The 16,098-nt window shown below is 70.5% G+C and carries 14 protein-coding genes; 12 read left to right on the forward strand and 2 right to left on the reverse strand.

Annotated features, from left to right (window positions below):
• Positions 1-24 precede the first annotated feature (24 nt).
• From NON19_RS15770 to NON19_RS15815, 10 genes are all read left to right on the forward strand, one after another.
• Positions 25-1,272, forward strand: coding sequence for an MFS transporter (locus tag NON19_RS15770; protein ID WP_255928550.1), 1,248 nt, complete (start codon positions 25-27; stop codon positions 1,270-1,272).
• 9 nt (positions 1,273-1,281) lie between these two features.
• A complete protein-coding gene (pafA, locus tag NON19_RS15775; protein ID WP_255928552.1) occupies positions 1,282-2,643 on the forward strand; it encodes a Pup--protein ligase in 1,362 nt (453 codons plus the stop codon).
• Between the two features lie 218 nt (positions 2,644-2,861).
• A complete protein-coding gene (locus NON19_RS15780) occupies positions 2,862-3,749 on the forward strand; it encodes an FKBP-type peptidyl-prolyl cis-trans isomerase (protein WP_255928708.1) in 888 nt (295 codons plus the stop codon).
• Between the two features lie 39 nt (positions 3,750-3,788).
• Positions 3,789-4,169: an FKBP-type peptidyl-prolyl cis-trans isomerase gene (locus NON19_RS15785; protein ID WP_255928554.1), complete on the forward strand. Its 381-nt coding sequence runs from the start codon at positions 3,789-3,791 to the stop codon at positions 4,167-4,169.
• Positions 4,170-4,276: 107 nt separating this feature from the next.
• Complete coding sequence (locus NON19_RS15790) at positions 4,277-5,275, forward strand: helix-turn-helix transcriptional regulator (protein WP_255928556.1); 999 nt, start codon at positions 4,277-4,279, stop codon at positions 5,273-5,275.
• A 17-nt stretch (positions 5,276-5,292) separates the two neighbouring features.
• Positions 5,293-6,252, forward strand: coding sequence for a helix-turn-helix transcriptional regulator (locus NON19_RS15795; protein ID WP_255928558.1), 960 nt, complete (start codon positions 5,293-5,295; stop codon positions 6,250-6,252).
• A gap of 10 nt (positions 6,253-6,262) precedes the next feature.
• A complete protein-coding gene (locus tag NON19_RS15800; RefSeq protein WP_255928560.1) occupies positions 6,263-6,499 on the forward strand; it encodes a CpXC domain-containing protein in 237 nt (78 codons plus the stop codon).
• A 24-nt stretch (positions 6,500-6,523) separates the two neighbouring features.
• The gene (locus NON19_RS15805; RefSeq protein ID WP_255928562.1) at positions 6,524-6,727 is read left to right on the forward strand and encodes a hypothetical protein; all 204 of its coding nucleotides are present in this window, start codon (positions 6,524-6,526) and stop codon (positions 6,725-6,727) included.
• A 232-nt stretch (positions 6,728-6,959) separates the two neighbouring features.
• Entirely contained in the window at positions 6,960-7,880 is a 921-nt protein-coding gene (tatC, locus tag NON19_RS15810; protein ID WP_255928564.1) for a twin-arginine translocase subunit TatC, read from the forward strand.
• Between the two features lie 217 nt (positions 7,881-8,097).
• Positions 8,098-10,938 (forward strand): DEAD/DEAH box helicase, encoded by a 2,841-nt coding sequence (locus tag NON19_RS15815; protein ID WP_255928566.1) that lies wholly within the window; start codon positions 8,098-8,100, stop codon positions 10,936-10,938.
• 156 nt (positions 10,939-11,094) lie between these two features.
• Here the strand turns inward: NON19_RS15815 and NON19_RS15820 are convergent, their stop codons facing one another.
• Complete coding sequence (locus NON19_RS15820; RefSeq protein WP_255928568.1) at positions 11,095-11,955, reverse strand: siderophore-interacting protein; 861 nt, start codon at positions 11,953-11,955, stop codon at positions 11,095-11,097.
• 66 nt (positions 11,956-12,021) lie between these two features.
• Positions 12,022-12,939, reverse strand: a complete 918-nt coding sequence (locus tag NON19_RS15825; RefSeq protein ID WP_255928710.1) for a 5'-3' exonuclease — start codon at positions 12,937-12,939, stop codon at positions 12,022-12,024.
• 177 nt (positions 12,940-13,116) lie between these two features.
• On the opposite strand from NON19_RS15825, the gene NON19_RS15830 reads away from it, so the two are divergent.
• Positions 13,117-14,193 carry a quaternary amine ABC transporter ATP-binding protein gene (locus NON19_RS15830; protein ID WP_255928570.1) on the forward strand — a complete coding sequence of 359 codons (1,077 nt, stop codon included), beginning with the start codon at positions 13,117-13,119 and terminating at the stop codon, positions 14,191-14,193.
• A complete protein-coding gene (locus tag NON19_RS15835; RefSeq protein ID WP_372514151.1) occupies positions 14,186-15,997 on the forward strand; it encodes an ABC transporter permease/substrate binding protein in 1,812 nt (603 codons plus the stop codon). Before NON19_RS15830 ends, NON19_RS15835 begins: the two co-directional genes overlap by 8 nt.
• Positions 15,998-16,098: the final 101 nt, after the last annotated feature.

The following is a 16,098-nucleotide window of genomic DNA, read 5'->3' on the forward strand; positions in this document are numbered from 1 at the left end:
CCGCCCGCCGGGAACGGGGAGGGTATGGCCACGGCGTACCTGGAGCTGCTGCGCACGCGGTACGCGATACGGCTGCTGGGCGGAACGCTGATCGGGCGGCTGCCGAACGCCACCGCCGCGCTGGCGGTGGTGCTGTTCACCCGGGCCCATGGCGGCAGTTACACGCTCGCCGGAGCGCTCTCCGCGGTCTTCGGTCTGGGTACCGCGATCGGCCAGCCCGCCCTCGGCCGCCTGGTCGACAAGCGCGGCCAGCCACGCGTGATGCTCGGCGGGGCGGTGGTCTCGGCCGCCGCCATGACCGCGTTCGCGGTGATGGGCCCCGATCCGCTCGCCGCCGCCTGCGTCGCGATGGCGGTCGCGGGCGTGGCCACCCCGCCACTGGAGGGCGGGCTGCGTGCCCTGTGGCCCGCCGTGCTGGACCGCGACGACCAGGTGCACAGCGCCTACGCGCTGGACGCCGCGGCGCAGGAGGTGATGTACGCGGTCGGCCCGCTGCTGGTCACGCTGCTGGTCGCCACCGCGTCCACCGGCGCCGCGCTGGTCGGGCTCGCCCTGATCGGCGTGGCCGGAACCCTGCTGGTCGTCACCACCGAGCCGTCCCGCCGCTGGCGGGCCGCCGAGCGCGAGGCGCACTGGCTGGGCCCGCTGCGCTCGCGCTGTCTGCTCGCGCTGCTCGGCTCGTTCTTCTTCGTGGGGCTGGCGCTCGGCTCGATAGCCGTCGCCGCGGTCGCCTACGCCGACGCGCACGGTGGGGGCATGGTCTCCAGCTATCTGCTCTCCGCACTGGGCGCCGGGGCGCTGGTGGGCGGTGTGGTCTACGGCGCGGTGCGCTGGGCCGGGGCGCCGGAGCGGCGGCTGCGGGCGCTGATGCTCTGTCTCGCGCTCGCCTACGTACCGCTGGTGACCGTGCCCGGAGTGCCCGCTATGACTGTCTTGGCGGGATTGTCAGGTCTGTTCCTTGCGCCATGTCTCGCCTGCGCCTTCCTGGTGGTGGATCGGCACGCTCCGGCGGGCACGGTGACCGAGGCGTTCTCCTGGCTGGTGACCGCCTTCGGCGTGGGCGCCTCGGTGGGCACGGCGGCGGCCGGACCGGCCGCGCAGTACGGTGGCGTTCCGGCCGGTTTCGCGGTGGCGGGGGCCGGTGGGGTCGTGGCGCTGCTGGTGCTGCTGGCGGGCGGCCGGGTGCTCGCTGCCCCAATCGCGCGGCGGCGGCCGGAAAATGATCGAATCGACGCCGTCGAACCCGGTTTCAGTGAGACGCATCGGGCGTAATGTTCACTCATGGACCGCCGCATTTTCGGGCTGGAGAACGAGTACGGCGTCACCTGCACGTTCCGCGGACAGCGTCGCCTGTCCCCGGACGAGGTGGCGCGGTACCTGTTCCGCCGTGTCGTGTCATGGGGTCGCAGCAGCAACGTCTTCCTGAAGAACGGCGCCCGCCTCTATCTCGATGTGGGTTCGCACCCGGAGTACGCCACTCCGGAGTGTGACAGCGTCACCGAACTGGTCACCCACGACAAGGCCGGTGAACGCATTCTGGAAGGGTTGCTGGTCGACGCCGAGCGCAGGCTGCACGAGGAGGGGATCGCCGGCGACGTCTATCTGTTCAAGAACAACACCGATTCCGCGGGCAACTCCTACGGCTGCCACGAGAACTACCTGGTCGCCCGGCACGGGGAATTCTCCCGGCTCGCGGACATCCTCATCCCGTTCCTCGTCACCCGCCAACTGCTGTGCGGCGCGGGCAAGGTGCTGCAGACCCCGCGTGGCGCGGTCTACTGCGTCAGCCAGCGCGCCGAGCACATCTGGGAGGGCGTCAGCTCCGCCACCACCCGCTCACGCCCGATCATCAACACCCGCGACGAACCGCACGCCGACGCCGAACGCTACCGGCGGCTGCACGTCATCGTCGGCGACTCCAACATGTCGGAGACGACGATGCTGCTCAAGGTCGGCGCCACCGATCTGGTGCTGCGCATGATCGAGGCCGGCACGGTGATGCGCGATCTGACGCTGGAGAACCCGATCCGGGCCATCCGCGAGGTCAGCCACGACATAACGGGACGCCGCAAGGTCCGGCTGGCCAGCGGCCGGGAAGCGTCCGCGCTGGACATCCAAGAGGAGTACTACTCCAAGGCCGTTGACTTCTGCGAGCGCCGCGGCATCCGCACCGGAGTCACCGAGCAGGTGCTCGACCTGTGGGGCCGCACCCTGGAGGCGGTCTCCACCGGCGACCTGGACTCGATCAGCACCGAGATCGACTGGGTGATGAAGTACCAGCTGATCGAGCGTTACCGCGCCCGCGACAACATCACCATGTCGCATCCGCGGATCGCCCAGATAGACCTCGCGTACCACGACATTCACCGCCGTCGTGGTCTGTACTACCTGCTGGAACGCAAGGGCCAAGCCAAGCGGATCTGCAACGACCTGAAGATCTTCGAGGCCAAGTCGGTGCCGCCGCAGACCACTCGGGCGCGGCTGCGCGGTGAGTTCATCCGGCGCGCGCAGGAACAGCGGCGGGACTTCACCGTCGACTGGGTGCATCTGAAACTCAACGACCAGGCACAGCGCACGGTGTTGTGCAAGGACCCGTTCCGTTCGGTTGACGACCGGGTGGAGAAGCTGATTGCCGGAATGTGACCGCGAGTCAGCCGAATGCAACGCCGGGGCCCCGTACGTTTCTCGTTCGGGGCCCCGGTCGCGTCGTAGAGTGGCGCGCATTGCACATCCGGAAGATTCATTGACGAACTGAGGCAACGTTGCGTCGTATTGCCCCGCCGCCGCCCCCCTCCGGCCCGGCAGCCACCGAGTCCGCCAAACCGCCAAGGAAACGCCGCGTCTCGCGGCTGCTGGCCGCCATGGTCGTACCGTTGCTGGTGCTCACCGCGGCGGCCTGCGGCAGCGAGAACACCCCGCCGAAGATCACCGCCGGGACCAACTTCGGCCAGAAGCCCACCGTTTCCAAGGGCAAGGGCACCCCGCCCAAGAACCTGCAGGTCAAGGTGATCAGCCAGGGCAACGGCGCCACTTTGGGCAAGGGCTCCATCGCCCAGGTCAACTACCTGGGTCAAACCTACGACTCCGACACACCCTTTGACACCAGTTTCGGCAAGCAGCCGTTCAACCTGCTGGTGGGCACCGGCCAGGTGATCAAGGGCTGGGACCAGGCGTTGGAGGGCCAGAAGGTCGGCAGCCGGATCCAGGTCATCATCCCGCCGGACCTCGGCTACGGAGCCCAGGGCTCACCCCCGCAGATCCCGCCGAACGCCACCCTGTTCTTCGTCGTGGACATCCTCAAGGGCACCAACCCGCCCAAGAGCGCCCAGGGCGCGGTCCAGCCGCAGAACGACAGCAGCCTGCCCAAGGTCGGCACCAACACCGACGGCAAGGCCCCGTCGCTGGACGTGCCCAAGACCGCGGCGCCCAAGAAGCTGGTGGCGAACTACGTCATCGAGGGCAACGGCCCGGTGGTGAAGAACACCGACACGGTCGTGGTGCAGTACAAGTCCCTGCTGTGGGACGGTGCCAAGCCCTTCGACAGCACCTACGACCGCAACGCGCCCACCACGCTGCCGCTCGGTCAACTCCCGGTCAAGGGGCTGACGAACGGCCTGGCCGGCAAGAAGGTCGGCAGCCGGGTACTGCTCGTCCTCCCACCCGACCAGGCCTTCGGCAGCCAGCCGCCGAACGGCGTGCCGCCGAACTCCACCCTGGTCTTCTCGGTGGACATCCTCGGAACGATGTAAGACTGTGCAGGTTGCACACACCGTACTGAGGAGAAAGACGTGAGCATCGACAAGCCCGAGATCGACTTCCCGGGCGGCGAGCCCCCGAAGGACCTTGAGATCAAGGAGATCTGGGAGGGCGACGGCCCGGAGGCGAAGGCGGGCGACTTCGTCAAGGTCCACTACGTGGGCGTGGCCTTCAGCACCGGTGAGGAGTTCGACGCCAGCTGGAACCGCGGCAACCCGCTGGAGTTCCAGCTCGGCGTCGGCCAGGTCATCTCCGGCTGGGACAAGGGTGTGCAGGGCATGAAGGTCGGCGGCCGCCGCCAGCTGATCATCCCGGCGCACCTCGCCTACGGCGACCGCGGCGCGGGCGGGCGGATCGCCCCGGGCGAGACGCTGATCTTCGTCTGCGACCTGGTCGCCGTTCAGAGCCGGTAGCAGCCCCTGCCGATGGCCCCCGCCGCCCGGCGGGGGCCATCGGCTTTTACCTGGCGACCTTGGAACGGTAGGTTCATCGTGAGAGCAGAACAGGAGGGGTGTGTCCGATGGCCATCGCCAAGGCCGAGCGGCTGATGAACCTGGCACTGTGCCTGATGAACACCCGTCGCCCGCTCAGCAAGCGTGAGTTGCGCGCCTCCGTCGAGGCCTACCGGGAGATCACCTCCGAGGAGGCCTTCAACCGGATGTTCGAGCGCGACAAGGACGACCTGCGCGAACTCGGCCTGGTCATCGAGACGGTGGACGCCATCGACGGCGAGACCGGCTACGTCGCCCGCCGGGACCGCAACCGCCTCCCCGAGATCGCCCTCGACGCCGAGGAGGCCGCCGCGCTCAGCCTGGCCGCCAAGGTCTGGCAGCAGGCCCGGCTGGCCGCCGCCGCCAGTGGAGCGCTGCAGAAGCTGCGGGCCGCGGGCGTGCCGTTCGGCGAGTCCGGCTACGAAACCGCCGAGGGCCACCGCGGGTACCCGCACGGGATGGGCGCAGTCATCGAGCCCCGTATCCCCGCGCACGAGCCCGCCTTCGAGCCGCTGATGCTGGCCGCCCGGGACCGCCGCCCGGTCTCCTTCGACTACCGCAAGTCCAACGCCGTACGCCCCGAGCCGCGGTCGGTGGAGCCGTGGGCGCTGGAGTGCTGGCGCGGCCACTGGTACCTGGCCGGTTGGGACCGGGACCGTGAGGCCCGCCGGGTGTTCCGGCTCAGCCGCATCACCGGCCGGATCCGGTCCCGCGGCGGCCAGTTCACCGTCGAGGTGCCCGACCACGTCGACGTACGGCAGACCGTGGCCAGCTGGGCCGGTGAGGGCGCCACCGCCACCGCGCGGATCCGGCTGCGGCGCGGCGCCGGTTACCCGCTGCGGGCGCGGGCGGTGGAGACGATGCCCGCGCCGGGAGAGTGGGCCGCCGAATGGGACGAGCTGGAGATCCCGTACGGTCACGGACTGGACGCCTGGCTGGTGGAGTTCGGCCCGGACGTGGTCGTGCTGGCCCCCGCCGAACTGCGCGACGACGTGGTGGACCGGCTGCGCGCCGTGGCCCGCGGCTGAGGGGGAGAGGGACCACGATGTCCAACGCGATCGACCAGACCCGCCGGATGCTCTCCCTGGTCACGTACCTGAAGGAGCGGCCCGGCGCGCGCGTCAGCGATGTGGCGCGCGCCTTCGGGGTGACCGAGGCCGAGCTGATCGGCGACCTCAACGTACTGCCGATGTGCGGCACGAGCTTCCGCGGCGGCGATCTGCTCGACATCGACACCGACGGTGAGCGGATCTGGTGGCACAACGACGCTGCCCTTGGTGAAGCAGCCCAGCCACTGCGGCTGGCCGCCGACGAGGCCACCGCGCTGCTGGTCGCGGCTCGCGCGGTGGCCACCCTGCCGGGGCTGCGGGACAGCGACCGGCAGGCGCTGCTGCGGGCCTACGCCAAGCTGGAGGCGGCGGCCGGTGAGGCGGCGGGCGCCAGCGCCCGGCTGTCGGTCACCTTCGAGTCCGAGGGCAGCGTCTTCGCCGATGTGGACCGGGCCATCGCCGAGCGGCGCAGGCTGTGGATCCGCTACTACTCACCCGCCCGTGACGAGCTGACCGAGCGCGAGGTCGATCCGATCCGGCTGTTCGCGGTGGGGCACACCTACTTCGAGGCATGGTGCCGGTTGTCCGAGGACCGCCGGATGTTCCGGCTGGACCGGGTCGCCGAGATCAAGCTGCTCGACGCCCCCGCCGACCCGCCCAGGCTCGAACCGCGCGACCTGTCCGCCGGGCTGGTCCAGCCCGCGGGCGACGATCCGGAAGTGGTGGTCGAGGTCGGCCCGGGCGGCCGCTGGGTCGCCGAGTACTACCCGCACGACAGCGCGGAGGAACTGCCCGACGGGGGACTGCGCATCACCTTGCGGACTCCCGACCCCGGCTCGCTGCGCCGCTTGGCGCTGCGGCTCGGCCGCGACGGCCGGATCGTCTCCCCGACGGCGCTGGCCGACAGCGCGCGGGCGGCGGCCCGACAGGCGCTCGCGGCGTACGGCGAGGAGTAGAGGACACGACATGCAGGTGCCCACGGCGCAGAGCGTGCTCTTCAAGGCGATGTGCCCCGACTGCCGGGGCCGCTTCGAACTGGCCGCCCCGGCGCTGCGGCTGGCCATCGGACGCACCGCGAGAACCACGTTCTACTCCTTCACCTGCCCCGACTGCGGGGCGGCGGTGCGCAAGCCCGCGGGACAGCGGATCGTCGCGCTGCTCACCAACGGCGGGGTGCGCACCATGCGGCTGCACGTCGGCTGAGGCGGGACCGCTAGGCTCGCGGACATGGACTGGATCCTGCTCACCACCGCCCTCGCGTTCTGCGGCATCGCCGTCCTCGGCGTCCTCGGCATCCGGGTCTATGTGGAGGTGCGGCGGCTCGCCCGGCAGGTCGGCGACAGCTCGCAGGCGCTGGCCAGCGCGGCCGAGCAGTTCCAGCGCAGCGCGGAGCCGCTGGCCGCCCGCGCCGGTGACATGGTCCGCCACTGACCCGCCGGGCGGCGGTCGGCCTGGCGCCGGTCGCGGTCCGGCCGACGGTAGGCTGATCGCCGCGGCCCGCGCCCGTGGCGCGGGCGGCCACCTGGCGGCCCGTGGGGGATTGCCAGGCGTTCACCACCGCGCGTTACGATCGCTGTCGCCGAGAAACGACGTGTACGTAAGTGCCCCGACCGGTACACCCAAGCCGACGACGACCGGCTGCCGCACGAGATAGGGACGTGGGTTGCTCAAGTCCGCCCGCAAGAAGAAGGACCCTGAGGGGCGGATGCCGCTCGCGGACCACCTCCGTGAGCTGCGCAGCCGCTTGGTGAAGTCGCTGCTGGCGATCGGTGTGGTCGCGGTCGTCGCGTTCGTCTACCACGACCAGCTCGCCGCGTTCCTCACCGAGCCGCTGCTGAAGTCGGTCGGCTGCAAGGCCAGTTTCCAGGACATCGCCAAGCACGGCGAGCACTGCGCGACGCTCAACGTCAACGGTCTGCTGGGCCCGTTCAGCATCCTGCTCAAGGTCGGCCTGATGGCCGGTGTGGTGGTGGCCTCGCCGATCTGGCTCTACCAGGTGTGGGCGTTCCTCGCGCCCGGTCTGCACAGGCACGAGAAGAAGTACGCGCTGAGCTTCGTCGGGGCCGGGGTTCCGCTGTTCGTGGTCGGCGCGTGGTTCGCGTACACCATCATTCCGACCACCGCCAAGGCGCTGCTCAGCCTCACCCCTGACCATGTCACCAACCTGGTGCCGCTGGACGGCTACCTGGACCTGCTGGTGCGGATGGTGCTGGTCTTCGGGTTCTCCTTCGAGCTGCCGCTGCTGCTGGTGCTGCTCAACTTCGGCGGGGTGATCAGCGGGCGGCGGATGCTGGGGTGGTGGCGCTGGATGGTCATGGGCATCACGATCTTCTCGGCGATCGCGATGCCGAGCCCCGACCCGCTGTCCATGCTGGCGCTGGCCGCGCCCATCTGCGCGCTGTTCTTCCTGGCGGTGGGCATCTCCATCCTCCACGACAAGCGCAAGGCCCGCCGCGCCGACGACGGCCTGAGCCCCGACGAGGCGTCCGACCTGGACCTGACCCCGGAGGCCCTTCCCGAGGTGGAGCCCGTCTCCAGCCCCCAGGCCCTTCCCCCGGCCGACGACTACGACGACGCCACGTAGCCGTAAGCGCTCCGCGGGGAGCGCGGTGATCTGCCGTTGATCGTCTGCGGCGCCATTGTGGCCGGTCGTGCCCACGCGCCGGAGCCGCACATGAACACGGCCCCGCGCCCCTTCGGGGCGCTACCGAACCCCAGCGGCTTCTCGAGCCCTCTCGGAGGAGAGCCACAGGTAAAGGTCGGGCACGTTGTCATACCCGGCCGGTAGGCTCGAATGCACGATGACCGACGAGATCTCACCAGCCGAGCGGTACGCCGACGCTCGGCGTCGCACCGCCGAGCGGGCCACTGCGCTCGGCTCCTTCCGCGAGATGTACGACTTCCCGCTGGACTCGTTCCAGATAGCGGCCTGCCAGGCGCTGGAAGCCGGAAAAGGCGTACTGGTCGCCGCGCCGACCGGATCGGGCAAGACCATCGTGGGCGAGTTCGCCGTCCACCTGGCCCTCGCCGAGGGGCGGAAGTGCTTCTACACCACGCCCATCAAGGCACTGTCCAACCAGAAGTACGCCGACCTCGTAAAACGTTACGGCTCCGGCAAGGTCGGGCTGCTCACCGGCGACAACAGCGTCAACGGCGACGCACCCGTGGTCGTGATGACCACCGAGGTGCTGCGCAACATGCTCTACGCGGGCTCCCAGGCGCTCAGCGGCCTCGGCTACGTGGTGATGGACGAGGTGCACTACCTCTCCGACCGCTTCCGCGGCGCGGTCTGGGAGGAGGTCATCATCCACCTCCCGGAGTCGGTGACCCTGGTCTCACTGTCCGCCACGGTCTCCAACGCCGAGGAGTTCGGCGACTGGCTGGACACCGTACGCGGGGACACCGAGGTGATCGTCTCCGAGCACCGCCCGGTCCCGCTGTGGCAGCACGTACTGGCCGGACGCCGGATGTACGACCTGTTCGAGGTGAAGAACGCGGATTCCCCGAACGGCAACGGCAGGCTGGAGGTCAACCCCGACCTGGTGCGCATGGCCCGCACCCAGAACACCCTCGCGTACAACCCGCGCGACCGCCGCCGTCGCGGCTTCGAGGCGGACCGTGAGCGGGAGCGGCGGCAGCGCTCCAGGATCTGGACGCCCGGCCGCCCCGAGGTGATCGAGCGGCTGGACGCCGAGGGCCTGCTGCCCGCCATCACCTTCATCTTCAGCCGCGCGGGCTGCGAGGCCGCCGTCCAGCAGTGCCTGTACGCCGGGCTGCGGCTCAACGACGACGAGGGCCGGGCCAGGGTCCGCGCCATCGTCGAGGAGCGCACCGCGGCCATCCCCGACGAGGATCTGCACGTCCTCGGCTACTACGAGTGGCTGGAAGGCCTTGAGCGGGGCATCGCCGCGCACCACGCGGGCATGCTGCCGACCTTCAAGGAGGTCGTGGAGGAACTGTTCGTCCACGGCCTGGTCAAGGCGGTGTTCGCCACCGAGACGCTGGCGCTCGGCATCAACATGCCCGCCCGTTCTGTGGTGTTGGAGAAGCTGGTCAAGTGGAACGGCGAGACCCACGCCGATATCACCCCCGGTGAGTACACCCAGCTCACCGGGCGCGCCGGGCGGCGCGGCATCGATGTCGAGGGCCACGCCGTGGTGCTGTGGCAGCGCGGTCTGGACCCGGTGGCGCTCGGCGGCCTGGCGGGCACCCGTACGTACCCGCTGCGCTCCTCGTTCAAGCCGTCGTACAACATGGCGGTCAACCTGGTGGGCCAGTTCGGGCGGCACCGTTCGCGGGAGCTGCTGGAGACCTCCTTCGCGCAGTTCCAGGCCGACAAGTCGGTGGTCGGCATCTCCCGGCAGGTGCAGCGCAACGAGGAGGGCCTGGCGGGCTACCGCGAGGGTATGACCTGCCACCTCGGTGACTTCGAGGAATACGCCCGGCTGCGGCGGGAGTTGAAGGACCGCGAGGCCGAACTCTCCCGGCAGGGCGCCGCGCAGCGCAGGGCCGCGGCGGCCGAGGCGCTGGAGCGGCTGCGCCCGGGGGACATAATCCATGTGCCGTCCGGCAAGTTCGCGGGCCTGGCGCTGGTCCTCGACCCCGGTGTGCCCGCTGGACGCAGCACCGGCCGCCACCACCCGCGGTACGGGGTGCAGAGTTACGACGACGGACCGCGCCCGCTGGTGCTCACCGCCGAACGGCAGGTCAAACGGCTCGGCTCGGTGGACTTCCCGGTCCCGGTGGAGGCACTGGACCGGATGCGGATCCCCAAGACGTTCAACCCGCGCAGCCCGCACTCACGCCGCGATCTGGCGTCCGCGATGCGCTCCAGGGCCGGAACCGCCGGGATCCACGCGCCCAAGCGGCGCAGGCAGCGGGCAGCGGCGGCCGACGACACCGAGATCGCCCGGCTGCGCAGCGCGATCCGCGCCCACCCCTGCCACGGCTGCGACGAGCGCGAGGACCACGCCCGCTGGGCCGAGCGGTACCACCGGTTGCGCCGCGATACCCAGGCGCTGGAGCGGCGCATCGAGGGCCGCACCAACACCATCGCCCGTACATTCGACCGCATCTGCGCCCTGCTGTCCGAACTGGACTACCTCGACGGGGACCGGGTGACCCCGGACGGTCAGCGACTCGGCCGCCTGTACGGCGAGTTGGACCTGCTGGCCAGCGAGTGCCTGCGGGACGGCGTGTGGGACGGGCTCGGCCCGGCCGAACTCGCCGCCTGCGCCTCGGCGTTGGTGTACGAGGCCCGGACCATGGAGGACGCGCTGCCGCCCAAGCTGCCCAACGGCCAGGCGCGTACCGCGCTCGGCGAAATGGTGCGGATCTGGGGGCGGTTGGCCGCCCTGGAAGAGGAGCACAAGATCAGCCAGACGGAGGGCGTGGGCCAACGCGAGCCGGACCTCGGTTTCGCCTGGTGCGCCTACCGATGGGCGTCCGGACACAGCCTGGACTCGGTGCTGCGGGACGCGGACATGCCCGCGGGCGACTTCGTCCGCTGGACGAAGCAGTTGATCGACGTTCTTGGCCAGATCAGTGAGGCGGCGCCGCACGACTCTCCGGTACGCCGGAACGCCCGTAAGGCGGTTGACGGGTTGTTGCGGGGAGTCGTGGCGTACTCGTCGTTGGGCTGATCCCTGCGGTTTGTTCGGAACCGGCGGGCTGCCACGTCGTGGCTGCTCGCCGGTTCCGCGGGAGAGTCCTTGCCCGGGCAACGGCGAGCAACCACGGTTCGCCGCAACGGCTGGCAACCTCAGGCCGAGCGGACCTCAGGCCGGACGACCCCGGCCTCAGGCCGCGGCCGTCTCCTGCTCCGCCTCCACCCGCTGGTTCCATTCCCGCTTGGTGGCCTGCCAGTTGTCCTCGTCGGAGCCCCGTCGCCAGTAGCCGGAGATGGACATCCGCTCGCGGGCGATGCCGCGGTCGACGCGCAGCAACCGGCGTAGCCGCTTCACGAAGTGCGCCTCGCCGTGCACGAAGATCTGCGGGGTGCCGGGTGGGAACTCCAGCGCCTCGACGGCCGCCACCAGCGCGTCGCCGATCGGGCGGGAGCCCCGGTGTACCCAGGTGACCGACGCCCCGGCCGGAGCGTCCAGCTTCTGCTCCTCGGCCGCGTCCGGCACCTCGATGAACGCATGGCAGACCGCGTCCCGCGGCATCCGCTCCAGCGCGGCGGCGATCGCGGGCAGGGCGCTCTCGTCACCGGCGAGCAGATGCCAGTCGGCCGCCTCGTCAGGGGCGTAGGCGCCGCCGGGACCGAGGAAGAGGATCTCCGCACCGGGCTGGACTCCGGCCGCCCACGGTCCGGCCAGGCCCTCGTCTCCGTGGACCACGAAGTCGATGGTCAGTTCGCGCGCCGCGGCGTCCCAGCGCCGCACCGTGTAGGTGCGGGTGCGGGGCCACTGGTCGCGTGGGAACTCCGCACGGATCGCCTGGATGTCGAACGGTTCGGGGTAGACCACCCCGTCCGCCGGGAACAGCAGCTTGACGTAGTGGTCGGTGTACTGCCCGGCGGCGAAGCCGTCCAGACCCTCGCCGCCGAGGACGACCCGGACCATGTGCGGCGTCAGCCGTTCGACGCGTACCACACGGCCCCGGCTGACCTGCTGCCTTCCACGTTGTGATGAAGCACGCTGTGAAGCGTCCGTCATAAGGGCTCCCCTGATGGTCGAATGACTTAGGGAAGCCTAACCAATGTGGTGGTGGTCCGGTACCGATTACCGCGCGGCCCGCAGCGACAGCGCGGCCAGCAGCCGCTGTAGCGATCCGCCGAGCCCCCACCGGTTCGCCAGCGCCTCCAGCGCCGCCGGGTCACGCGGCTCGCCCGGCAGCGCCGTGCTGACCGGCGGCAGCGGAACGTCCGCCGCGACCCGGACCACCTTCGGCGCCACGGCGAGGTACGGCCGCCCCTCGGTCAGCCGCCTGCGCTGAGCCGCGGTCAGCCTGGAGCCCGGATCGTCGACGGCGGCCAGCACTCCGGCCAGGTCGCCGTAGTCGGCCAGCAGCTTGGCCGCGGTCTTCTCGCCGATGCCCGCCACCCCGGGCAGCCCGTCGCTGGGGTCACCGCGCAGCACCGCCAGATCCGCGTAACCACGCCCGGCCACCCCGTACTTGGCCCGCAGCGCCGCCTCGTCGGTGACCTGCAGCGTGCCCACGCCCTTGACCGGGTACAGCACCCGCACCCCGCGGGCGTCGTCCACCAACTGGTACAGGTCGCGGTCACCGGTGACGATGTCGACCGGTCCGGTCGCCTGGGCGGTGAACGTGCCGATCACGTCGTCCGCCTCGTAGTCGAGCACCCCCACCCGGGCGATGCCGACCGCGTCCAACACCGCCTCGATCACCGGCACCTGCGGGGAGAGGGTGTCCGGCACCTGCTCGACGTCCGGCCCGGCCGCCGTCTCCTCGGCGACCCGGTGCGCCTTGTAGGAGGGGATCAGCTCCACCCGCCACCGTGGGCGCCAGTCGGCGTCCATGCAGGCCACCAGGTCGTCGGGGGAGTGGTCCTCGACCAGCCGGGCGATGAAGTCCAGCAGGCCCCGCACCGCGTTCACCGGCGTGCCGTCGGGCGCCCGCACCGATTCGGGGACCCCGAAGTAGGCGCGGAAGTACAGGCTCGCGGTGTCCAGAAGCATCAGACGTCGGCTCACCTGACCGATGATGCCCTACCCCTCTGACATGGCGGCCTCACACCCGCCGCACGCTGTGATCCGGGCCACGGGTTGTTTGCGTCGGGAGATTTCGGGCAGCCGCCCGCGCGAGTGGGCCCGGCGCCAGGCGGGTCGTCATGCCGTTCGACCCGAGAGGTGCAAGTGTCAAGCCTGCAAGCAGACCATCTGTACAAAGTCTTCGGGCGGCGGCCACTCGACGCGGTGGAAGCGCTCCAACGAGGCGCCGACCGGGCCGCGTTGCGGGACAAGGGCAGCACGGCCGCGGTGATCGACGCGTCCTTCACCGTCGAGGCGGGCGAGATCTTCGTCATCATGGGGCTGTCCGGATCCGGCAAGTCCACCCTGCTGCGGATGCTCAACGGCCTGCTGGAACCCACCTGCGGGCGGGTGCTGTTCGGCGGCCAGGACCTGACCGCGCTCGCGCCGCAGGAACTGCGCCGGGTGCGCTCGCACCAGATCAGCATGGTCTTCCAGCACTTCGCGCTGTTCCCGCACCGCAGCGTGCTGGAGAACGCCGCCTACGGGCTCCAGGTGCAGGGTGTACCGCGTGACGAGCGGCTGCGCCGGGCCACCGAGGCACTGCACCTGGTCGGCCTGGAGGGCTGGGAGAAGTCCTGGCCGGACGAGCTGTCCGGCGGCATGCAGCAGCGGGTGGGGCTGGCCAGGGCACTGGCCACCGACGCCGAACTGCTGCTGATGGACGAGTCGTTCAGCGCCCTCGACCCGCTCATCCGCCGCGACATGCAGGACCAACTGCTGGAACTCCAGCGCAGCCTGCACAAGACCATCGTGTTCATCACCCATGACCTCAACGAGGCGATGCGGCTCGGCGACCGCATCGCCGTGATGCGTGACGGCCGCATCGTGCAACTGGGCAGCGCGGAACAGATACTGGTCGAACCGGCCAACGACTACGTGGCCTCCTTCGTCCAGGACGTGGACCGCTCCCGGGTGCTCACCGCCGCCTCCGCGATGGTGCCCCCGCACCGCCCGGACGCCGCGGACTGCGGCTGCGAGTCGGTCACCCCGCACACCACGCTCGCCGAACTGCTCGCCGTCACCGCCCGGGTGCCGCACCCGGTCGCGGTCCGCGACGACGCGGACAAGCTGCTGGGCGTCGTACCACGGCAGCGGGTACTGACCCTGCTCGGCGACCACGACGGGCCCCAAGTACCGTGCGACGCACGGCCGATGGAGAAGGAGGCCACCGGTGCCTAGGCTGCGACTCGGGCACTGGGTGGACAACGCGGTCAGCTTCCTGCGCGACCACCTCGCCTGGCTCTTCGACTTCGTCACCGCCGTCGTCCAGCACATGTACGACGGCGTCAACGCGGTGCTCTCCGCGCCGCAGCCGCTGCTGCTGGCGGGCATCCTCGCGGTGCTGGCGCTGTGGCTGCGCGGGCTGACCGCCGGTGTGCTGGCCTTCGTGGGCTTCGCGCTGATCGACTCCGTACAGCAGTGGGACCCGGCGACGCAGACCCTCTCGCTGGTGCTGGTCGCCACCGTCATCACCGTCGTGCTCGCCGTACCGCTGGGCGTGTGGGCCGGGCGCAACCGCACCGTCAGCGCGGTGCTGCGGCCGGTGCTCGACGTGATGCAGACAATGCCCGCCTTCGTCTATCTGATCCCGGGCATCTTCTTCTTCGGCCTCGGTGTGGTGCCCGGCGTCATCGCCACCATCATCTTCGCGATGGCTCCCGGCGTACGGATGACGGAGCTGGGCATCCGGCAGGTGGACGGCGAACTCGTCGAGGCCGCCGAGGCGTTCGGCACCACCTCGCGCGACATCCTGCTGCGGGTGCAGCTTCCGCTGGCGCTGCCCACCATCATGGCCGGGATCAACCAGGTCATCATGCTGGCGCTGTCCATGGTGGTGATCGCGGGCATGGTCGGCGCGGGCGGCCTGGGCGCCTCGGTGTTCACCGCGATCAGCCAGGTCAACGTGGGCCTCGGCTTCGAGGGCGGGATCGCCGTGGTCATCCTCGCCATGTACCTCGACCGTATGACCGGCGCCCTGGGCAACCAGGTCTCCCCGCTCGGCCGACGCGCCCTGGCCAGGGCCGACGCGCTGCGTGGCGCGCGGATCCGGAGCTACCGGCCGAACACCGCGGTCGCCATGGCGGGCGTGCTGGTGCTCGCGCTGGTCGCGGCGGGCCTGGGCGTCTTCGGCGGGTCGGGTGGCGGTCCGCAGGTGGCGGCGGGCAAGAACGTTGGCAGGGGCAAGGCCGTCAACCTCGGCTACATCCCCTGGGACGAGGGCATCGCCTCCACCTACCTGTGGAAGGAGGCGCTGGAGGAGCGCGGCTACACCGTCAACGCCAGGACGTACGACGTGGGCGCCCTCTACACCGGCATGGCAAGCGGCGCCATCGACTTCGAGACCGATTCCTGGCTACCCACCACCCACGCCCAGTACTGGAAGCAGTACGGCAAGGACCTGACCGACCTCGGTTCCTGGTACGGGCCGACATCGCTGGAGATCAGCGTGCCGAGCTATGTGAAGGACGTGAAGTCGCTCGCCGACCTGCGCGGAAAGGCGTCGGAGTTCGGCGGCCGGATCATCGGCATCGAGCCCGGCGCGGGGGAGATGAACCTGCTGCGCACCAAGGTGCTGCCCGCCTACGGGCTGGACAAGGAGTACCAGCTGACCACCGGCAGCACCGCGGGGATGCTGGCCCAACTGGAGCGCTCCTACGCCAAGAGGGAGCCGGTGGCGGTGGTGCTGTGGTCGCCGCACTGGGCGTACAGCAAGTACCAGCTCACCAAACTCCAGGACCCCCAGGGCGCGTTCGGCGCCGGTGACCGCATCCACACGCTGGCCGCCAAGGAGTTCCCGAAGAAGGACCCGGCGGTCGCCGGATGGCTGCGGAACTTCCACATGGACGAGAAGGACCTGACCGGCCTGGAGGCGGCGATCCAGGACGCCGGACAGGGCAACGAACAGCAGGGCGTGCGCGACTGGCTGAAGCAGCACCCCGGCTTCGTCGACCGGATGGCACCGGTGGGCAGCACGAAGGGCTGAGCGCTCCGCTGGGGGTGCGGCGATATGCCGTGGGTTGTCTGGCGCACCATGGGGGCTGGTCGCGCAGGTCCCCGCGCCCCTTCAGGGCGCTACCGGACCGC

Origin of the sequence: Streptantibioticus rubrisoli, assembly GCF_024436055.1 — a bacterium.
In the GTDB taxonomy this organism is placed as follows: Bacteria; Actinomycetota; Actinomycetes; order Streptomycetales; family Streptomycetaceae; genus Streptantibioticus_A; species Streptantibioticus_A rubrisoli.